Origin of the sequence: Enterovibrio norvegicus DSM 15893, from assembly GCF_900115495.1 — a bacterium.
In the GTDB taxonomy this organism is placed as follows: domain Bacteria; phylum Pseudomonadota; class Gammaproteobacteria; order Enterobacterales; family Vibrionaceae; genus Enterovibrio; species Enterovibrio norvegicus.
In genome coordinates this window covers 56,173-73,650 of sequence record NZ_FOWR01000013.1, presented here as the reverse complement: position 1 = coordinate 73,650, position 17,478 = coordinate 56,173, and the positions used below count along the sequence as shown (strand labels likewise).

Sequence of the window (17,478 nt, the reverse complement as noted above, 5' to 3'; positions counted from 1 at the left end):
CCAAGGTTGGGGCGTTTTCGTTTAAATCTTCCCTTCTTTAAAATCTTTCTGGAAGTAGAGCACTTTCTGCAAGTAGCGGCGTGCTTCCCCTTTCGGGTGCTGGGTGGTCAGCGCGTCGTACACTTGTTTCGGTGATTTGCGGTTTAGCTCCACCATTGCGCGTTTGCGATCGGTGTGGAAGGTGGCCAATACACCGCCCGTGCCACCGTTATACGCTGAAATCATGCTGAAATGGCGAGACGATGGGTTGGTCACTTCGCGCAGGTAACGGGTTTTCAGAATGTGTAAATATGCCGCGCCTGTGTCGATGTTGTTCGCAGGATCAAACAGGTACTCCTTGGTCGGGATCCCCGGTTTCTTCTTCACCAGATTAAACACATCGGCACCCGCCGTTTTAGGAATCACCTGCATCAATCCATACGCACCGGCATGGCTTACCGCATAAGGGTTAAAGCTGCTTTCGGTTTTGATCACCGCGTAAATCAGATCTTCAGGAATGTTGTAGCGTTTTGCGGCATCACGCACGATGTGCGCGTATTGGTATTCACGCTGCTCAAGGTGGTCTTTCACCATGTCGATTTGCACGTAATACGCCGTGCCTTTCTTGATGGATTTAGATTGCAGCTTGTTATCAATCAAATGGTCGGCAAAACGGTTCGCGCGCCATTCCCATTCAATCGCTTTACCGTCTTGATCGACCACTTGCCCAAGGAAGAAAGGCTTGCCTTTTAGGGCGATATTTTTGTCGCTGAACAAGTCGTCGTATTTCGCATCAGCAGGCATCAATAAGGTCTGAACAATGGCCTTTTGCAGTTTCTCTTTTGGCTGATGCTGGGAGATGGTGGACACATAAATTTTACCAGCATCAAAATCGATGTGCGCGCGTGTCGCATACCCATCAAGGTATTTCACATAACGGTGCTTGCCCGATTCCACATACTCATCTTCGCCCCATTCTTTCTTGGCTTCTTTCGCCAAATACGCAAACAGCGCTGCAATCGCTTTTTGGTCTTTGTCTGGCGAGGTGGTGGTGGTGATCGGAGGCTGAGGCGTTGAGCAATCGCACGGTGGTGTTTCCGGCGCGGACGAACAAGCAGACAAAAGGACTGCTGAAAGCAAAACGAGCGCTTTTCTTGTCATCGGAGTTGGATACTTCTTATAGGAATAGGAGGCTTGGGTAGTCGCAATCTTCAAGGCAAAAACGTTGCGAAAACCCAGCAAATAATCAATGTCAGGATGCTATTCTCAGTGCCGAAAAATGCAACGTTTTTCGTTGTTTTTCTTAGGGTAAATGCGGAATCCGTTTCCTTTTTTAGTGTGCTGGTGAGGGATTGAGCAATTGGGGGCAAGGAGGGGAGGCGAATGGGTTAAAAAACAGGTTAAGCATTAGACGTTTTGGATTTAACACTATGGGTATAATGCGTAGTGGGGCGATCGATAAGGGTTAGAATCTAGCTTGTTTATGCCCCAAAGTTACTTAGATTAAATACTCTACACATTTTAGGGGTGTGCATTTCCCCTACAAAACCTAATATCAAGTTCATGGATAATTTACTTACCATCTTTACTTTCTTTTCTGTATATCTACACAGTTCGCGGTTTATTAAGTTTTAATATCGTTTGAGTATGGAAAGTGGCATGTTTTATTGAATGTTTGCTCTCTCTTTACCGATGGTTGGCTTTTTTAAGTTATTGTATTTCAGTGTTTTTTGGAGTGGGTTACAGCTTGGATAACACGCATTGTTAAAAAGTGATAACAATGCATTTTTTATATGAGGGTAGAGTATAAATCTCGATATATTTTCTTTAATTTTTAGTTGCTTATGATAAATTAATCGAAAAACGAGCAGGTAGAAAAACGAGACTGCCTGTTATTAATAATGTTACGCATCAAGGAGGTTTCATGGAATTAGCCAATTTTGAAGAAGATTATTGGCAATTGAGAAATGGCGAAGAGTCTCATAGAGAGAACCCGGAGACATTTTGGATTCCAGAACTTGAACGACGAACCTCGCTACAAGTTGGTGATGCGGCGAAAGTAATATTGGAAATAGAGTGCGAAGACGAGGACGGAAAGATCTTCATCGAAGGTGAGCGAGGTTACTTGATTGTATCCGAGATTGTAGGTAACAAATACATTGGTATTCTTGATTTTCAGCCTGTCTGTATTGAGGCAGGTCGAGACGATATTTACCTATGCTTCGGTGTAGAAATTCCATTTTCTCATGAGCACGTAATTGATATTGATCGTCCACCTGAAGATTATATTGAATGGCAGCTAGGTCAAAAACCGGAGCGAGTATGGCACAGAAGATATTGCCTAACAGGGTCATCAAACATAGCTCGCTGTTGATGGCTGGCGTTAGGCGCTAGAAGAATATGAAGCACGAACTTTGGTCCAACGAACAAGAATTAGATACGTTTTGCCTGGCAGGTCCAGACGGTGACGATGCTCGATCATTAATTGAGCCTGATTCAAAACTAATATGGGAATGTGAGGCCAACTCACATTTCGAAGCTATGACAAAGTATTATCAATTTAGAGGTTGGGGTGAGTATACGTCAGATTATCCCGAAATTGATAAGAGGCCGTATTGTGAGTAGCGAACTTAAAAATATGCTTAACAAGCGGTAGCAGGCGTTATCTGTTGGGAAACTATGAGAGCAATTTTCAAAAAAACGGAAGGCGATTATCTTGAGGCAACCATCGAAGTAGATGGTGTCAAGGTTGTTGCAATGGACGAATTTGGGGGCGATAGATATCAAGCTGGAGATAATATCGATATCTGTTTATCAGTCGGCCTCCACTATGAAGACGAAGAATGGGAGTCAATGTTTTCAGGTAACCCCGAAGCCAAGAAAGAGCTAGAGCATCAATCGGGCTGGCGCTATCGGGCATATGGTGTCGTGACAGGCATAGATCCTGAGGTAATAGTTGATGTGGGTATTACACATCTATCAGCACCAATCGATACTAGTGATCGAAAAGTGGTAGGAGAAAGCATTGCATTTACCATTGATCGTCTGGATGCGCACAGCAGCTAACAAGGCGCTGCTGTCGGATAACTTTTCCATACTCCAATTAATCCGTTATATTCTAATTTAGTCATTTAGCTGACAAGCTTTTGTCCATTAATCAGTTAGCCAAAATCCTACAAACCTGCGATCGGCTATAGTCGGTCGCTTCTGCAATTTCTCTTAGGCTGAGACCTTTCTCCCTGAAGCTTTTTACTTTCTGGTGCCGTTCGGTGTCAGCTTGCTTACCTTTGTACTTACCATTGGCCTTGGCGGTTTCTATGCCCTGGCGTTGGCGTTCTCTTCTTGTTTCGTAATCCTTTCTGGCCATGGCGGCCATTAGCTCTATCAGCATGTTGTTGATAGCATCGAGCACGGCTTTGATGATGGGGTCATTGTGGGTGAGGGCGTTGTTGTCGAGTGCCTGCCAGCTGGTTGGTACGTCCATGCTGACAATGCGTATGCCTTTTTCCTCAATCATGCGCTTAAGCTGTTTCCAGTCGTGGTCGTTAAGGCGGGTCAGGCGGTCGATTTGTTCAACGAGCAGTATGTCGTTTGCCTGTGTGTCGGTCAGCAGGCGATTTAGCTCTGGGCGCTCAAGTTGAGTCCCGCTGATGCTTTCGGTGTAGTAACTGGCAATGCGTTGGCTATGTTCACTGATGAATTGCTCAAGGGTGGTTTTGGAGCGGTCTGCATTTTGTTCATCGGTGGAAGCGCGGAGGTAGGCGCGAATAAACATGGTTTGTCTCGCTGAAAGTAGCCAACGTCGCATTTAGGTAGTCGCAATAGGGAGTGTCGCATTTAAGTGGTCACATTGTCAGTTTTTGTATCAGAATAGGGTGGTCGCGCTGGGGTATACTTAAATGCTATACACACTATGACAAACCCTAAAGCTATGTGTATTTGCGCGACCGCCTATTTAGTACAAACGCTTGTTAAGATAGAACCTTCGCACCCGGAATATGTCCTCCTGCCTTGGCAATAGCAGATTTCAGTGTATATAGGCTGTCTTCGGGCAACCCAAATGCTTTTCTAATTTGCTGAATCTGGTTATACAGTTGCGTTGATGGAATGTTAGGGATTACTGCAATTCTATCGCCGGTTTCAATGGGCAAGTCTTTTTCATGTTCGGGTAGGTCGGTTGGGCAGGGCGCAGCGGTTGTTTCAGCCCCAAAATGATCTAGTCCTGGGATACTTGAAGGGCGGTCATTTACTGGGCTGTTCATTCCTGAAAAATGCAAGAGGAAGTGGTACGTCATGTTTTCACCATGATAGACCTCAAACCGGATTTCTGGCCAGATATCCCCTTTAAAATAGGCTTTTTCTCGCGTAAGTGTTTGTGAGAGGTAATCCGTTGAATCAAACAATATTGGACCACCTTCAATCTGGCTTAGGTGTGAATAGGTTTTATCACTATGAAACGCCAATACTCGGGTTCCCGTTAGGATTATTTCTTCTTGTGGTAAACATTCAAAGCAACCCACTTCTTTAGCGTTACCTAAATGGTAACTGGGGTTAGCCTGTCGAAGTCTCCACATCAAATACCAGCATATGAAGAGCTTTCTGAGTAAGTTGTGGTCTTTGCAGTAACCGGTCAGTCCATCAAGCTGTTTCGCTATTAGGTTGAGTTTCTTGTCGTAACCTTTACCTGTCGTGTTGATTACTGGTTCTAGGGCCTCAAATTGTTTGAACAACAATCCAACATCACTTCGGTTGAGTAATGTATTGAGATGTGTAAGCTTGGCTGAGTCCTCTTGCTCCTGCGTGATCTTTTCTCGGTCAATTATTGTAAAACATATGTGGCCAATGTCGTCGGTAGTAGTCGGTTCAGGCTCTTTGTAAAACTTATCTTCAAACAGTACTTGATTACTCAAGATGAACTCAGTTTGTTCTTCCAACCAATTTGCTGCTTTTTGGTTATATCGGGTCTCTGCCTCTTCAGCTATCCCGCTGAAAAACGTATCGAGGCTTGTGTAAATTTCAGCGACTTCAAAGCGGCCTGGTACTCTTTGTGGTGCTCCACACAGATCGATTATGTTGTCTCTTAGTGTTGGAGAAAAAAGTCCTTTTCCACTTTTTAGATCAGTGAGTCGAGGTTCTGGAATCCCTAAATCGAATGCTAGTTGTTTTTGATTCTTGCCGATTGATATGTAGTAGGCGATGGCATGATTAGCCCATAGTGCTTTGTCTTTACTGGTGAAAGTAGTCATATGCAGCTCCTTCTTTGAACTGCTGAATAAAGTACCACTACAGCTAAATTTATGAATTACAAATATAATGTAATTTTGTGTAATTAATTACATTAAATAAATCTATAGCTACTAATTAGCACCCTTCGGACAACCATGCTTTATTTCACACGTCTCTCCAGCGGTTTAACTAAGCCAAACCGCGCTTCGCAACGTCTTTGTCCATTGGGGGCACTATAAGGGCTGGATTGGCAAGGGCGCAGATCAAGTGCGTTCACCTGCTATTGGATCTAGCTTCCGTACCTAACTCCTCGGCCTTATTCTCTTTTCTCCTCCAACGTATCAACCACATGTCAAAAATAAGGGGACAGACACTTTAAGAAAACCATAACCTTATCAGTTGCATGTGTTAGTGCTTTCAGGCTCAAAGGTGTGTGACAAAGATGAATGGATGGTTTTATAACGATATGCTTTTTATATTGTTTGGTTTCCATCCATTTTGAATCTCAATTACAAAAGCCCGCTCCTCCCTCATCAGTATTGAAGCCACACCTTATTACCACTGCGTTTCCCGTTGCGTTCGTCGCTCATTTCTCTGTGGCTATGATGAACAAGCGCAAAAAAGTTACGAACATCGTCGAACATCGTCGAACATGGATAGAAAAGCGACTACTCGCGTTAGCAGGCGCGTTTTGTATCGATGTATGCGCGTACGCGATTATGAGTAATCACTATCATGTGGTTTTGCATATCAATGCTGAAAAGGCAAAAGCGCTGTCAAATTTAGAGGTGGTCGAACGTTGGCTCGCTTTTCATCATGGACCCGTGTTAATTCGACGTTTTGTTCAGGGAGACAAACTGTCGGAAGCAGAAATTGAACGATGCAATGAGATCATTGAAGCGTGGCGAGAGCGTCTTATATCTATCAGTTGGTTTATGCGTCTGATCAATCAACACATTGCCTCAGAAGCGAATAGAGAGGACAACTGTACCGGACATTTCTGGGAAGGGCGCTTTAAAAGCCAAGCATTGCTTGATGAGAAAGCCGTCGCCGCCGCCATGGCCTATGTCGACTTGAACCCTGTACGCGCAGCAATTGCCGAGACGCCAGAAACGTCGGATTATACGAGTGTGAAAGCGCGCATTGATGCGATAGAAAGTAATAAAATCTCCCCACAAGGTTTGTTTCCTTTCGCGGGAAACCCACGAGAGAATATGCCAGACGGTATTCCTTTTCGGCTAATGGATTACCTTGCGTTGGTTGATTGGACGGGACGGCAAGTACGTGATGATAAACGTGGGCATATTGATAATACATCACCGCCACTGCTCGAAAGGCTAGGGTTTGACGCTAAAAGTTGGTTGGCCACATGCACGCAAATTGAGCAAGGTGGCATTGTCGGCACTGAAACCGCAATAAAGGCGGCGTTACCTCACTTGCATCGGAAGCGATTTTCAGGCTTTCGGTTGCCAAACCGCTAACAAAATCTTTCCTTTAGAACACACGATGTCTCAGGCGCTAGCCTGAGGTTTTTGCTGCGTGTCATTCAGACAAACTCCGTAATTTCTTTTCCGACTGAGCGCTATGATAGCTTTGGTCTGCAGAATGATGTGTTCGACAGTGCAAACGCACCATTCTAGATGTTCAACTGGGATGATTTTTAAGTATGTCTGTCCTCTGTTTGTCAACTTTGGCGAAGAATAGTCCGATATCTATGTTGAGGAAATGGAAGCGTGTCTGCTGACGCTATCTGGTGAACCCTTAATGGGGCGAGATTGTGGTGAGATTGGCCCAGGTATTCGTCGACATGACTTTCAAAAACATACCCTCTTCTACCGTGTGCGCGAGAGCGATATCTTTGTGCTTCGAATTCTTCATCAACAAATGAATCCGCTGCAGCATTTTTAATGCGTAACCACATTTCAGGCAAATGTCAGTGTATATAAGTGTTCTTTTCCCCGTTATGTCAAGAGAGTTCATAACAAATGGAAAATTACATGTTCAAAATATACCTTAATATCACACTGAATTTTAAGGAAAAAAAAGGAAACGCTTTTGTTACTACTCTCCTTCTTTGCTGTCTTTTCGATCCTTGGAAAATATATTTAATCTCTGAAATACTTCGAAACTGACAATGACAAAAAAGCCTCGCTAGAGGCTTTTTTAATCCACATGCCCCATCGCCTCACTCATGGCCACACTGAACTTGGCCATAAAATCTGCATCGAGCGCCCTTCCGCTTTCCATCAATTGCGCGGTGTACATCATCATCGTATTCAGTTCTTCAACACTTGGATTTCCACTGTCACCCGGCACGAACTGGTGAACGAGGTCATACACCATTTCAGCACGGTCGAGCGGTGCAACTTCGTCGGCCAGCTTGGCTCGTTCAGCCTAAACATAATATGTCTGTCCTGCTTTGCGCTTTTGCAAAAAAATCTTAAAGGGGGGCGGCAGGTAAATAAAGCCTGTATGCCTTACCTCAAAGAGCTTAGACCTCACTCTGTAATCTTCACCGAAAGGGTTGTTTTGGTGTTCCCGTCTTGCTTCGTAATCCTTTCTTGTCATGCCTGCCAGCTGGTTGAATGATGCTGTGGCCTTAACAACGAAACGCTCAGAATAATTGCGATCTGCTAAGACTCTGAAAAGTTGTTACCTCCATAAACATAATATGTCTGTCCTGCTTTGCGTTGTCTGCTTAGCGAGATGACTAGCACAAAACGCCGTAAATCTTTTACAAAAGACTTACAGCGTTTTGGTACTACTATTCGTTAGTTGGAAGCAGGCGCTTCGATGATGGTTTCAGCATAGCTTTTGTAATGCTGTTCAAACTGACGGGCGATGGCGTCTGGAAATAAGTGGAATTGGCCTGCAGCGAGTGCGTCAATGATGCCTTTTGCGACGACGTCTGCGGGCTCTGCTACTTCAAGCATTCCTGCACTCGCTGCCATGTCTGTGGCAATAGGGCCGGGGTGAACACTCAATACCTGTACGCCATTTTCTGCCCATTGCTCTCTAAGGCCCTGAGTAATGGCGTAGCTAGCTGCTTTCGATGCTGAGTAGGTACTGACGCCTAGGAAATTTTTCATTGATGCAACGGAATTCATCTGAACGAGTGCACCATGATTCTGCACCAATATTTCGTTGAAGGCCTGTGCGATATGAAGTAAGCCGAACGTATTCACAGTCAGTTCTTTTTGCAAGGCTAATGCGGCGTGATCTGAAAGGGGGGCGGATATCTCAAGTCGGCCTGCATTGTTAACCAAAAGTTCCACATCGGATGCTTGCTCTGCCAGTGCATAGATTGACTGGCTATCTTCCATATCAACAACCAGTGTTTTCACGCGCTCGCCGTATTTGCTCTCTAATTCAGATGTTGAGGCGGGATTACGCACTGCGAGGTAAACTTTTTTGCTGCCCGCGGCGAGTAGATTTTCAACAATAGCGCGGCCTATCCCTCTGTTTGCGCCTGTGACTAACGCGATTTTGCTCTCTACATTAAAAGCCATTTTGATTCTCCATATCATGACGGCACTTTATTTTGTACCGATCGGTAAGGTTGATTGATTATTTACTGATCGGTACAATATAGTCAACAGGTATCCCAAAAATATTTTGTTGTTTACCTTAGATTTAACGAATTGACGCGGAGAGTGTTAAAGGCTGTGGGAGTGGAGTAGTGATGGCAGCGGGTCGAAAATGTGAATTTAGCAAAGAACAGGCGCTTAGTGCCGCTATGCGGGTATTTTGGGAGAAGGGTTTTCTTGGTGCCTCTCTGTCTGAACTTACTCATGTTATGGGCATTAACAAGCCGAGCATGTATGCCGCATTTGGTAATAAAGAGCAGCTTTTTGTCCTAGCAACAGATTATTTTGTTGAGCAGCATGGCTCTGAGGCTTGCCGAAATCTGAGTAATGCTGAAGGTGCGCTTAGAGACCGAATGAAGGTTTATTTGTCTGCGGTTGCCGATATGCAAAATCAACCCACTTTGCCGCCGGGATGCTTCATTGCTCAGGCAATCGGAGAATCAGCAGGTGGCACATTACCGGCATCTGCACTTTCTGCCATTAAAAAAGCCAGTGAAAAAACGACCTCATTTCTCAATGATTTTTTTCAACGTGAGATTGAGGCAGGAAGCTTGTCTGACAATAAGACAGCCGATATCTACACTCGCTACACGTTTACCGTGATTCAGGGAATGGCCTCAATGGCCAGAGGTGGTGCTTCACGAGAAGAAATGGATGACGTCATTGATCTCGCGCTGCACATTTTTGAGGGTTAAGCGTTTTAGGTGATCCATCTGCCTTCTTACTTATCTCAATCTCCTGCTTTCTCCAACGTATCCACGATATACCGCGCAATCGGAAAGCATGACGTGGCGGCGGGTGAGGGGGCGTTGCACACCACGAGGGCGCGTTTTGTTTGGTGGAATAAGAAATCATCTACCAAGTCGCCGTTTTGATATACCGCTTGGGCGCGAATGCCTGACGGGTAGGTGTTTAGGTCATCGTTGGTCAGTGACGGGCAGTATTTTTGCACTTCTTTCAAATAGCCTGATTTCCACAACCCATTGCGAAGCTCTTTTATGGCAGATCGGAAGTTTCGGCGGATCACGTTATAAAAACCCGGGAACCCGAGCATGTCCATGGTGTCTGGCATGTTGAAAGATGTGCGGTCATAGCCTTCGCGGGCAAAGCTCAATACGGCGTTAGGGCCGACGGTGACAGAGCCATCGATCATCTTGGTGAGGTGAACGCCAAGAAATGGCAATGCCGGATCGGGAATGGGGTAAATCAGGCTGTTGATGATGGTGTTGTGTTGGGGCGGTAACTGGAAGTAATCGCCGCGAAACGGAATGATTTGAAAGTCCGGCGTCTCACCCAGCAAGCGCACAATGCGGTCTGACATCACGCCGCAGCACGCAACAATGCGATCTGCGTGAAAGGTATGATCCCCCGCGACAGCGGTGACGCCGTCATCGGTCTCTTTCAAGTAACTGACAGGGCTATCAAGGTGGACTTGTCCGCCATTCTCCTCGATGAGTTGATGCAGCTTCTGGCAAATTTCGCGATAGCTCACGATGCCCGTTGAGGGTACAAAGATCGCGCCTACGCCTTTCACATTGGGTTCGCGTTTTTGCAGTTCATTGGCATCCAACACTTCAAACGCTAAGCCGTTCTGCTCTGCACGGGCGATTAACGCCTGCATGCGTGTTAGTTCAATGTCGTTGGTGGCAACGAGCAGTTTTCCGCACGCTTCAAATGCAATGTCATGCAGCTGGCAGAAGGCCTTGATGGCGATGTTACCTTCGGTGCAAAATCGGGCTTTTAGGCTGCCTGGTGTGTAGTAAACACCGGCATGGATCACGCCGCTATTTCGGCCTGTCTGGTGACTTGCAACGGCAGGTTCTTTATCCACCACGACGATGCGTTTATCAGGGTGACGTTGTTGAAGTTCATTCGCGACGCTGAGCCCTACAATGCCCGCGCCAACAATCAAATAGTCACAACTGATCATGGTGTCGTCCTGTTTTACGTTTGAAATGGAATGCTGAACCTCGATTGAAAGCCAAAACGAGGTTGAGTGAAAGGTGTGTGTTTGCAGGGTGTGATACGTGGCGATAAAGGAGCTTGAAGTGCGGCTACCCTGCGGATTTTCGGTGGGAGGTGACATAGCCTTGTGCGTTGAGCAATCCTGCCTTGGATGAGGAAATAATGCGAGACAGTGGCACGGGTTCGCCAAACACAAAGCCTTGGGTGTAATGAATACCCATTTCCTGCACCAGATTTAAGTCAGCGTTTTTATTGACCCGCTGCGCGACCGTAATGGCATTTAACGATTCGCTGATGTGTTTGATTGACTCAACGATTTTCTTGTCCACGTGGCTTGAGCTCATGAGCGAAATCATATCCCCATCAATTTTCACCATGCTGATATCAAATCTCCTCAAATAGCTAAATGACGCCATTTCAGAGCCAAAATTGTCCACTGCAATGTGACAGCCGATTTTACGAAACGTCGCCACAGTGTTGACAGCTTTAATGACATCTCTCATTAAGGTGCTTTCTTCAATTTCAATGCATAGCTGCCTGGCGGGCAACGTACTGCGTTTGATTTGCCCGACGATATCGTTGATGAAGGTGTCATCATGGAAGGCGCTTTCAGACAGGTTGATGGCGACAAACAGTTGGCAATCTTTCAATGCGACAGCTTGTGTCACCAAGACTTCGTTAAATACCCAACGTTCAATGTCATTCAAACGACCTGCCGGTTCCGCAGAATCTATAAAGGATTTAGGGGCCAGCAGTTCGCCTTCCTCGGTGATCATTCTTACCAGCACTTCATGCCATGTGGTGAGTCCATTGTGGTTTGGCACAATCGGCATACAGAGCAAACTGAAGGAGGAAGAAGAAATGGCGTTATCAAGGCGATCGAGCAGGGTGTTTTGTGCAGATTCGGCGTCTGCACCAACGAGTTCGTTGTAATTTGAAATCTGAGTGTGGTCAGACGTCGATGCGCTTTCTAGCGCAAATTCTGCTTCATTAATGATGTGATAAGGCGCGATACCTGACGCATTGGCAGACGTTAATCCAGCAACGCATGACACATATAAGGCATTGTCTTTGTTGTTAGATGGGGTGGTTTGATAATGCAATTGCTCGATTTTTTCTGTTACATCTTTCAAAAAATCATTTGCTTTGGTTTTCGGGCATCCTCTGAGCAAAATGGCGAAATCATCGTCGCCGATTTTAGCCAGAAGATCGTTTTGTCTAGCGGCCGCGCGAAGGGTTAAGCTGACGGATTTTAGTATTTGGTTTTTGGCTGGGCGACTCGCGTGTCGCTCTATTTCGTCAAGCCCCGTTATTCGAAGAACAGCGAGCGTATGATCTCCGCGTTGAAGCATTTGTTCTTCCGCATGATTGCGAAGGGCATGCTCTAACCCTTGTCGGTTCATCAAGCCTGTTACGTAATCATGGGTGGTGCTGAAATTTGGCAATGTCGCATTGTTTGCTGCATTTTCTTGCTTACGTAAGGTGAGAACCCAACCGACCAGTTTGAGACTCGGGCGAGCTAGTGAAGGAGAGGAAAGCGAAGAAATTGTGGTTTGTATGGCGCAAGGCGATGGCTCTGATAGGGGCGCGATCGTTAACGTCAGTGACGGGCTTGATATCGAGCCAAGATGCAACGTGAACTGCTTATGTACTTGGGTTGTTGCAAGCGAGATGGAGGCTTGTTCCAGCAAGGCATTGAAGGGCGTTTCGGCATCATCAGTGTACCAGGTGATGCATTTTTCAATGTTCACACCCATCACATCGCTGTGAAGGTGAGACAATTGGCGGGCGTGCTCGTTAATAAAAGTAACTCGTTGGGCAGCATCGAGCGTGATGATGCCATCTTTCATCGTGTGCAAGGTTAAGCTTAACCTGTCTTTTTCAGTGCGTAATGTGTGGTTGAGTGTCATGACATCTGAAATGTCCGTGTTTAAACCAACGATACGAGGTTGCCCCTGATCGTCGAGAACACGGCTGCCGGAGGCATAAATATGCTTAATCTGTCCGTCGTTTAATACGATCCGAAACGTGGTGGACACTGTTCTGTTGTTCGCGGCATCCATTTTGCTGTCGGCTTGCGACTGTGAGTGATAGGGCAGGATCTTATTGAATGCGGCGATATCGTCTGGGAGGACGTGTTCGCGCCACCAAGGCAAGGACACCAACTCAGCATCTTGGCATGCGTAGAGGTCACGCATGCATGCATCCCAAATCAGTTTTCCAGTGTTCGGGCAATATTCCCACACCCCTAAATTCCCCACGCTGGTGGCTAAATCGGCGCGTTCGGCGACATGTTTGATGCTCTCTAGTGCTTCGCGCTCAGCGGTAATATCCGCGATGGTGCCGAGCACACGTTTTTTTGTTCCACTGCCTTCTTCATTTTCCAATGGCTGACAACAATCGCGTACCCAGCGATAGCACTGGTTGTCATCCAGCAGGCGGTATTCCAGCGTGACACTCGAGGTACCAACGTTGGCGATGGCATGTTGGTATTCATGCAGATCATCAGGGTGAATACGCGCCATCCATTCGTATAAGCGGTGAATCGCGCCCATTGATATCCCAATGATAGGGAGCGAGTTGTCCGAAAAGTGCAGGTACTTGGTGTGACATTCCAACTCGTAGATGGCCAATTTGTTGAAACTGAGCGCAAACTGAAATTTCTTCGCCCAAAGCTGCCTTTCGGCTTCCAATCGGCGGTGTTTATCGATGTCCTGCACTTGGAAAATGAAGTGAATAACGTCGTTACTCCACGCTTCTCTCACCGCAGACACCGCGATTTTTGCCCAGCATACATCTTTGTTTTTTCGTAAGAAGCGCAGCTCCATTTGGAAGTCGTCGATATTCGCACTCGCGAGATCTGAGACCTTTTCATCGATGAGGGTTTTGTCTGCAGGGAACATGAGTTGCTTGAATGGCCTCACATTGAGTTCTGTCTCACTGAAACCCGAAAACTCCGTAAAGCTGCGGTTGGCGTTCAGTATTTTTCCATCGGGAGACACGATCACCATGCCGATCACTGAGGCTTGCATGGCATTACTAAAAAGCGAGGCCTTTTCGTCGCTTTGCATTTGTATTTGTCTCACGTTGGCAGATTTTACGGCCAGTGCCATACCAAGCAACATGGCACCAGCAATGGGGATGAGAAGCTCAATCGTACCAATGTCCGTTGTGCCTGCTGTGATAATGAACGAGTGCTTAACGAGCAGAAAATCGAGCACCAATGAAACAAAAAAGGTGGTGGTAAAAGCAGGAAGCCTATCGAGTACTGCCCCTGTCAGCATGAGAATGACCGCGATAGCGATGAAGGGAAAGTGGATTTCCGTGATAAGCCAACCACTGAACATGACGGCCGCGACAATGAGCAACACAGCGCGAGGGTTCATCGCCACCGTGGGGCTTAATTGAGGCCGTTTGAGCAACACATAGGTCATAGGGGTAATCGCGAGAAAACCAATGACATCGCCGAGATACCACGCTGTCGCCAATGTATTGAAGGGCACTGCCAACGCCAAATGCAAGGTGTACCCGCCTAAGAATGCCCCTGTTAATGGGGTAAGCAGAACGGTTAGCCCGATAAAATACCGAAAGGCGCGTTGCGTAAAAAAAGGGTCGCCGCGTTTTGTCGCGAAAGAAAGCGAGGCCATTCCTACGGTGATGGTGGCGGTATTGGCGGCTGACAAAAACAGGCTTTGGAGAATGTCATCCCCCCACAATAAATTGGCGCTCAAAATCGCCATGAACGCAGCACAGATAAGTGAGAATCGTTGAGAGGTTGGCGCAAGCGTGATGACGGCAATGGCAAATCCGTTGGCAAACCAGATAAAAGCAGCACTGTCAGGTTGACGCAATAAATAGATCGCGAAAAGGGAAGAAAGTAGGCAACCCAAAAACACCAGAGTAAGGCGGCTTATCAGGGCATTTTCCGGGAACAAGTCTTTGGCATTCTGTGGTGTGTTGGACATACCCAATTCTTTTGGTTGGCGCTGTCGCCATGAAAAACACATCAACGCATTACCATGAGCACTGCTTACACATCGAAATATCGGTTTATTAACGATGCGCCAATAATCACAACGCTTCACTCATGGAGTGAAGCGCGGTAATGGTGATAAGGCTAATTACATGTAAAGTCTAGCTCAAGTCTCAAAGATGAGGCGCGAAATCCGCTGGGCATGTTTACATGAGGAAGATGTGTTTGGGAGAAGCGAGTGACTCACCGTTCAACCCGGCGATGCCTTTGACTGGCCGGGGTTGAACTGACAAGGGTGAAGCAAAGCGCTCAGAAGACAGGTGAGTAGGGTCGGGTTGCTTACAATTCTGTGTATTTCTTCGTACTGCCGTAACATTTATCGACAGGGTACTTTGCTCTGTTGTGGGCAATTTTCTCATCGCAAGCTGCAATCAAATCAACGCCACAGCGATCGGCAATGCGCAGTAAATACAGTTGAACATCGGCAAGCTCATGCTCTAGTGCTTGGCGCTTTTCTGCCGGAAAATTTTCCGCTTGTTCGGGTGTGAGCCATTGAAATAACTCGGCCAGTTCGCCCACTTCGCCGCTTAACGCCATCACCAGATTTTTTGGGTTATGGAATTGTTCCCAATTACGTTCTTTCGCAAACTCCGCCATGTCAGATTGAAGGCGCTCAATGGGGTTAGTTGTGATGTCTTTCATTGTTTAACCGTCGAAATACTGATTGAGAGACACAGTGTGGCACGTCTTAAAGACGGAGAGAACCGTTTACCACGCATGTGATTTACACCCTATGAAATCTAGCGTCTCAAGTCATTTGGGTCGACAGGCTCTATTTCATATTGCTGATGGAATTCAGGGTGTTGAAAATTTAGCGCGTGGCACATGATTCTGACGTTTCATGTCCCATTTTTATGATTTCTCATACTTTCAGAAAAATATGAAAGTGTTTCCTGTTATTACCTGTCTATTCTCTTAGTTGTGAATGAGATATAGGCCGTTATTTTGAACGAAACGACAGCAACCTTGCTTACGTACTCCCCACTTACGCTCTTCTTTGCGGTTATTTTGCTGTCTTACTTATTAGAAGATTTAGCGATAATTTCTGCCGCTGTCGCCGCCTCGCAAGACGTTATGTCACTGCCGCTCGCGTTATTGGCCATTTTTATAGGCATCGCGACGGGGGATCTCGGTCTGTATGGCTTAGGGCTCTGGGCGCGAAAATGGCGGGCGCTAAGAGGTTTCCTCCTCACCAAACAAAGTGTGCGTTTCCTTCGTCGGAAATTGAGAACGCATGCTTTTGGCAACATTTTCCTCATCCGATTTATTCCCGGTCTCCGATTCGTAGGCTTCTGTTTAAGTGGCTTTTTCAGGGTCGGCCTGCGTCCTTTCTTAATGGCTGTCATTGCCGCTACCGCTATATGGACTGCATTGGTCTTTACCGCGGTTTACCAGCTTGGAGAAATTGATTGGATCAACCGCAACGTGAGTTGGGGGTTGATTCCACTCGCCCTCATCGCTCTTTTCGTCGTGAATCGGGTGGCGGGCAGAAAGCTCAAGGAGAAAACAGTTTGCACAGATTAAAACTGGTTGATGAAAAAACATCGCCAGCGTTACCAGTGAACCATGGTATGCCAACCCTCGATACTGACGGCAAACCGCTCTCGATGTTCGAATTTTGGCCCGCATGGTTTTTCTACACACCTGTTGTGGTGCAGTGGCTTTGGTACGGCATCAAATACCGCAGTTTCAGTTTACCGCTGGCGGCGAACCCGGGCATTGAGCTCAGTGGCATGGTGGGCGAATCCAAAGACGCCATCTTGTCGCTTGCGGGCGAAAAGGCAAAACCTTGGGTACTGCCTTACGTGATGTGGGAAAAGAACGATGCGTCGCCTGAAACTCAAGCACATCAAGCCATGTCGTTACTTCAAAAAGAAGGGCTGGGCTTTCCTGTTGTCGCAAAGCCTGATTTAGGGTGTCGAGGCGCAGGCGTTCGGTTAGTTGAAAACCGAGGCGAGTTGGAAGAATACATGCGTTTGTTCCCTAACGGGGCACGATTAATGCTGCAACAAAAAGCACCATATAACGCAGAAGCTGGCGTGTTTTATGTCCGTTACCCCGGTGAGAAACGCGGCCGTATTTTCTCACTGACATTGAAGTACAACCCGTTTGTAACGGGAGATGGCAAACGCAATTTAGCGCAATTGATTGATGACGATCCGCGTGCTGGGCAACTGAGTCATCTTTACCATGCCAGGCATGAAGACAAACTGGATTTGGTGCTGGCCGATGGCGAAACGTTCCGTCTTGCATTTGCAGGCAGCCACAGTCGTGGCGCGATATTCCGTAACGGCAATGCATACATCACGGATGCGCTGGTGGATCGATTAGATGAAATTTTTAACGATTTCCCCGGTTATCACTTTGGACGATTGGATCTTAAGTTCAAAGACATCGACAGCCTGATGGAAGGTAACGATTTTGTGATGCTAGAAGCCAATGGCGCAAGCAGTGAAGCTGCCCATATCTGGGATCGCGGTGCGACGCTGAAAGATGCGTTTTCCACCTTGTTAGCGCAGTACCGAATGTTATTTGAAATTGGAAACAAGCAGCGCGCATTGGGGCACAAAGTCCCGACATTGATGGAACTCTATCGCGCATGGCGTAAAGAGAAAGCGCTGGTACAAGACTACCCGTCAACAGACTGATGAACACGCAGCCAGACAAGGGCTAAGCCAATACAACACA

14 protein-coding genes and 1 pseudogene are annotated in these 17,478 nt (G+C 46.7%); 7 read left to right on the top strand and 8 right to left on the bottom strand.

The features are described 5' to 3' along the window. Positions 1-21: 21 nt before the first annotated feature. Positions 22-1,140 (bottom strand): membrane-bound lytic murein transglycosylase MltC, encoded by a 1,119-nt coding sequence (mltC, locus tag BM082_RS10155; RefSeq protein WP_074926835.1) that lies wholly within the window; start codon positions 1,138-1,140, stop codon positions 22-24. Positions 1,141-1,903: 763 nt separating this feature from the next. Here mltC and BM082_RS10150 point away from each other — a divergent pair. Both BM082_RS10150 and BM082_RS10140 read left to right on the top strand, forming a co-directional pair. After that, complete coding sequence (locus tag BM082_RS10150; protein ID WP_074926833.1) at positions 1,904-2,353, top strand: hypothetical protein; 450 nt, start codon at positions 1,904-1,906, stop codon at positions 2,351-2,353. Positions 2,354-2,658: 305 nt separating this feature from the next. Next, positions 2,659-3,045, top strand: a complete 387-nt coding sequence (locus BM082_RS10140) for a hypothetical protein (RefSeq protein ID WP_074926828.1) — start codon at positions 2,659-2,661, stop codon at positions 3,043-3,045. A 91-nt stretch (positions 3,046-3,136) separates the two neighbouring features. Here BM082_RS10140 and BM082_RS10135 read toward each other — a convergent pair whose 3' ends face one another. Next, positions 3,137-3,787 carry a recombinase family protein gene (locus BM082_RS10135; protein WP_425285239.1) on the bottom strand — a complete coding sequence of 217 codons (651 nt, stop codon included), beginning with the start codon at positions 3,785-3,787 and terminating at the stop codon, positions 3,137-3,139. 163 nt (positions 3,788-3,950) lie between these two features. Then, positions 3,951-5,225 (bottom strand): hypothetical protein, encoded by a 1,275-nt coding sequence (locus BM082_RS10130; RefSeq protein WP_074926823.1) that lies wholly within the window; start codon positions 5,223-5,225, stop codon positions 3,951-3,953. A 488-nt stretch (positions 5,226-5,713) separates the two neighbouring features. Between BM082_RS10130 and BM082_RS10125 the strand changes: the two are divergent. Beyond that, positions 5,714-6,686 (top strand): annotated as a pseudogene (locus tag BM082_RS10125) (transposase). A gap of 244 nt (positions 6,687-6,930) precedes the next feature. Then, positions 6,931-7,113, top strand: a complete 183-nt coding sequence (locus BM082_RS25310; protein ID WP_342028263.1) for a type II toxin-antitoxin system RelE/ParE family toxin — start codon at positions 6,931-6,933, stop codon at positions 7,111-7,113. 255 nt (positions 7,114-7,368) lie between these two features. On the opposite strand, the gene BM082_RS10115 is transcribed toward BM082_RS25310, so the two are convergent. Further along, positions 7,369-7,548, bottom strand: coding sequence for a hypothetical protein (locus BM082_RS10115; RefSeq protein ID WP_208862522.1), 180 nt, complete (start codon positions 7,546-7,548; stop codon positions 7,369-7,371). Between the two features lie 428 nt (positions 7,549-7,976). Next, positions 7,977-8,714, bottom strand: a complete 738-nt coding sequence (locus tag BM082_RS10110; RefSeq protein ID WP_074926821.1) for an SDR family oxidoreductase — start codon at positions 8,712-8,714, stop codon at positions 7,977-7,979. 173 nt (positions 8,715-8,887) lie between these two features. Here BM082_RS10110 and BM082_RS10105 point away from each other — a divergent pair, with 173 nt between their 5' ends. Continuing rightward, on the top strand, positions 8,888-9,487 hold the full coding sequence (locus BM082_RS10105) for a TetR/AcrR family transcriptional regulator (RefSeq protein ID WP_074926819.1): 600 nt from the start codon (positions 8,888-8,890) through the stop codon (positions 9,485-9,487). Positions 9,488-9,522: 35 nt separating this feature from the next. Here BM082_RS10105 and lhgO read toward each other — a convergent pair whose 3' ends face one another. The 3 genes from lhgO to BM082_RS10090 form a co-directional block, all read right to left on the bottom strand. Next, entirely contained in the window at positions 9,523-10,722 is a 1,200-nt protein-coding gene (gene lhgO / locus BM082_RS10100; protein WP_074926884.1) for an L-2-hydroxyglutarate oxidase, read from the bottom strand. 124 nt (positions 10,723-10,846) lie between these two features. Next, a complete protein-coding gene (locus BM082_RS10095; protein WP_158009081.1) occupies positions 10,847-14,722 on the bottom strand; it encodes an EAL domain-containing protein in 3,876 nt (1,291 codons plus the stop codon). Between the two features lie 347 nt (positions 14,723-15,069). Continuing rightward, positions 15,070-15,432, bottom strand: a complete 363-nt coding sequence (locus BM082_RS10090) for a nucleotide pyrophosphohydrolase (protein WP_017010468.1) — start codon at positions 15,430-15,432, stop codon at positions 15,070-15,072. 303 nt (positions 15,433-15,735) lie between these two features. Here BM082_RS10090 and BM082_RS10085 point away from each other — a divergent pair, with 303 nt between their 5' ends. Both BM082_RS10085 and BM082_RS10080 read left to right on the top strand, forming a co-directional pair. Further along, complete coding sequence (locus tag BM082_RS10085; RefSeq protein ID WP_017010467.1) at positions 15,736-16,314, top strand: DedA family protein; 579 nt, start codon at positions 15,736-15,738, stop codon at positions 16,312-16,314. Between the two features lie 47 nt (positions 16,315-16,361). Next, positions 16,362-17,438, top strand: coding sequence for an ATP-grasp domain-containing protein (locus BM082_RS10080; RefSeq protein WP_181163537.1), 1,077 nt, complete (start codon positions 16,362-16,364; stop codon positions 17,436-17,438). The last annotated feature ends 40 nt before the right edge of the window (positions 17,439-17,478 follow it).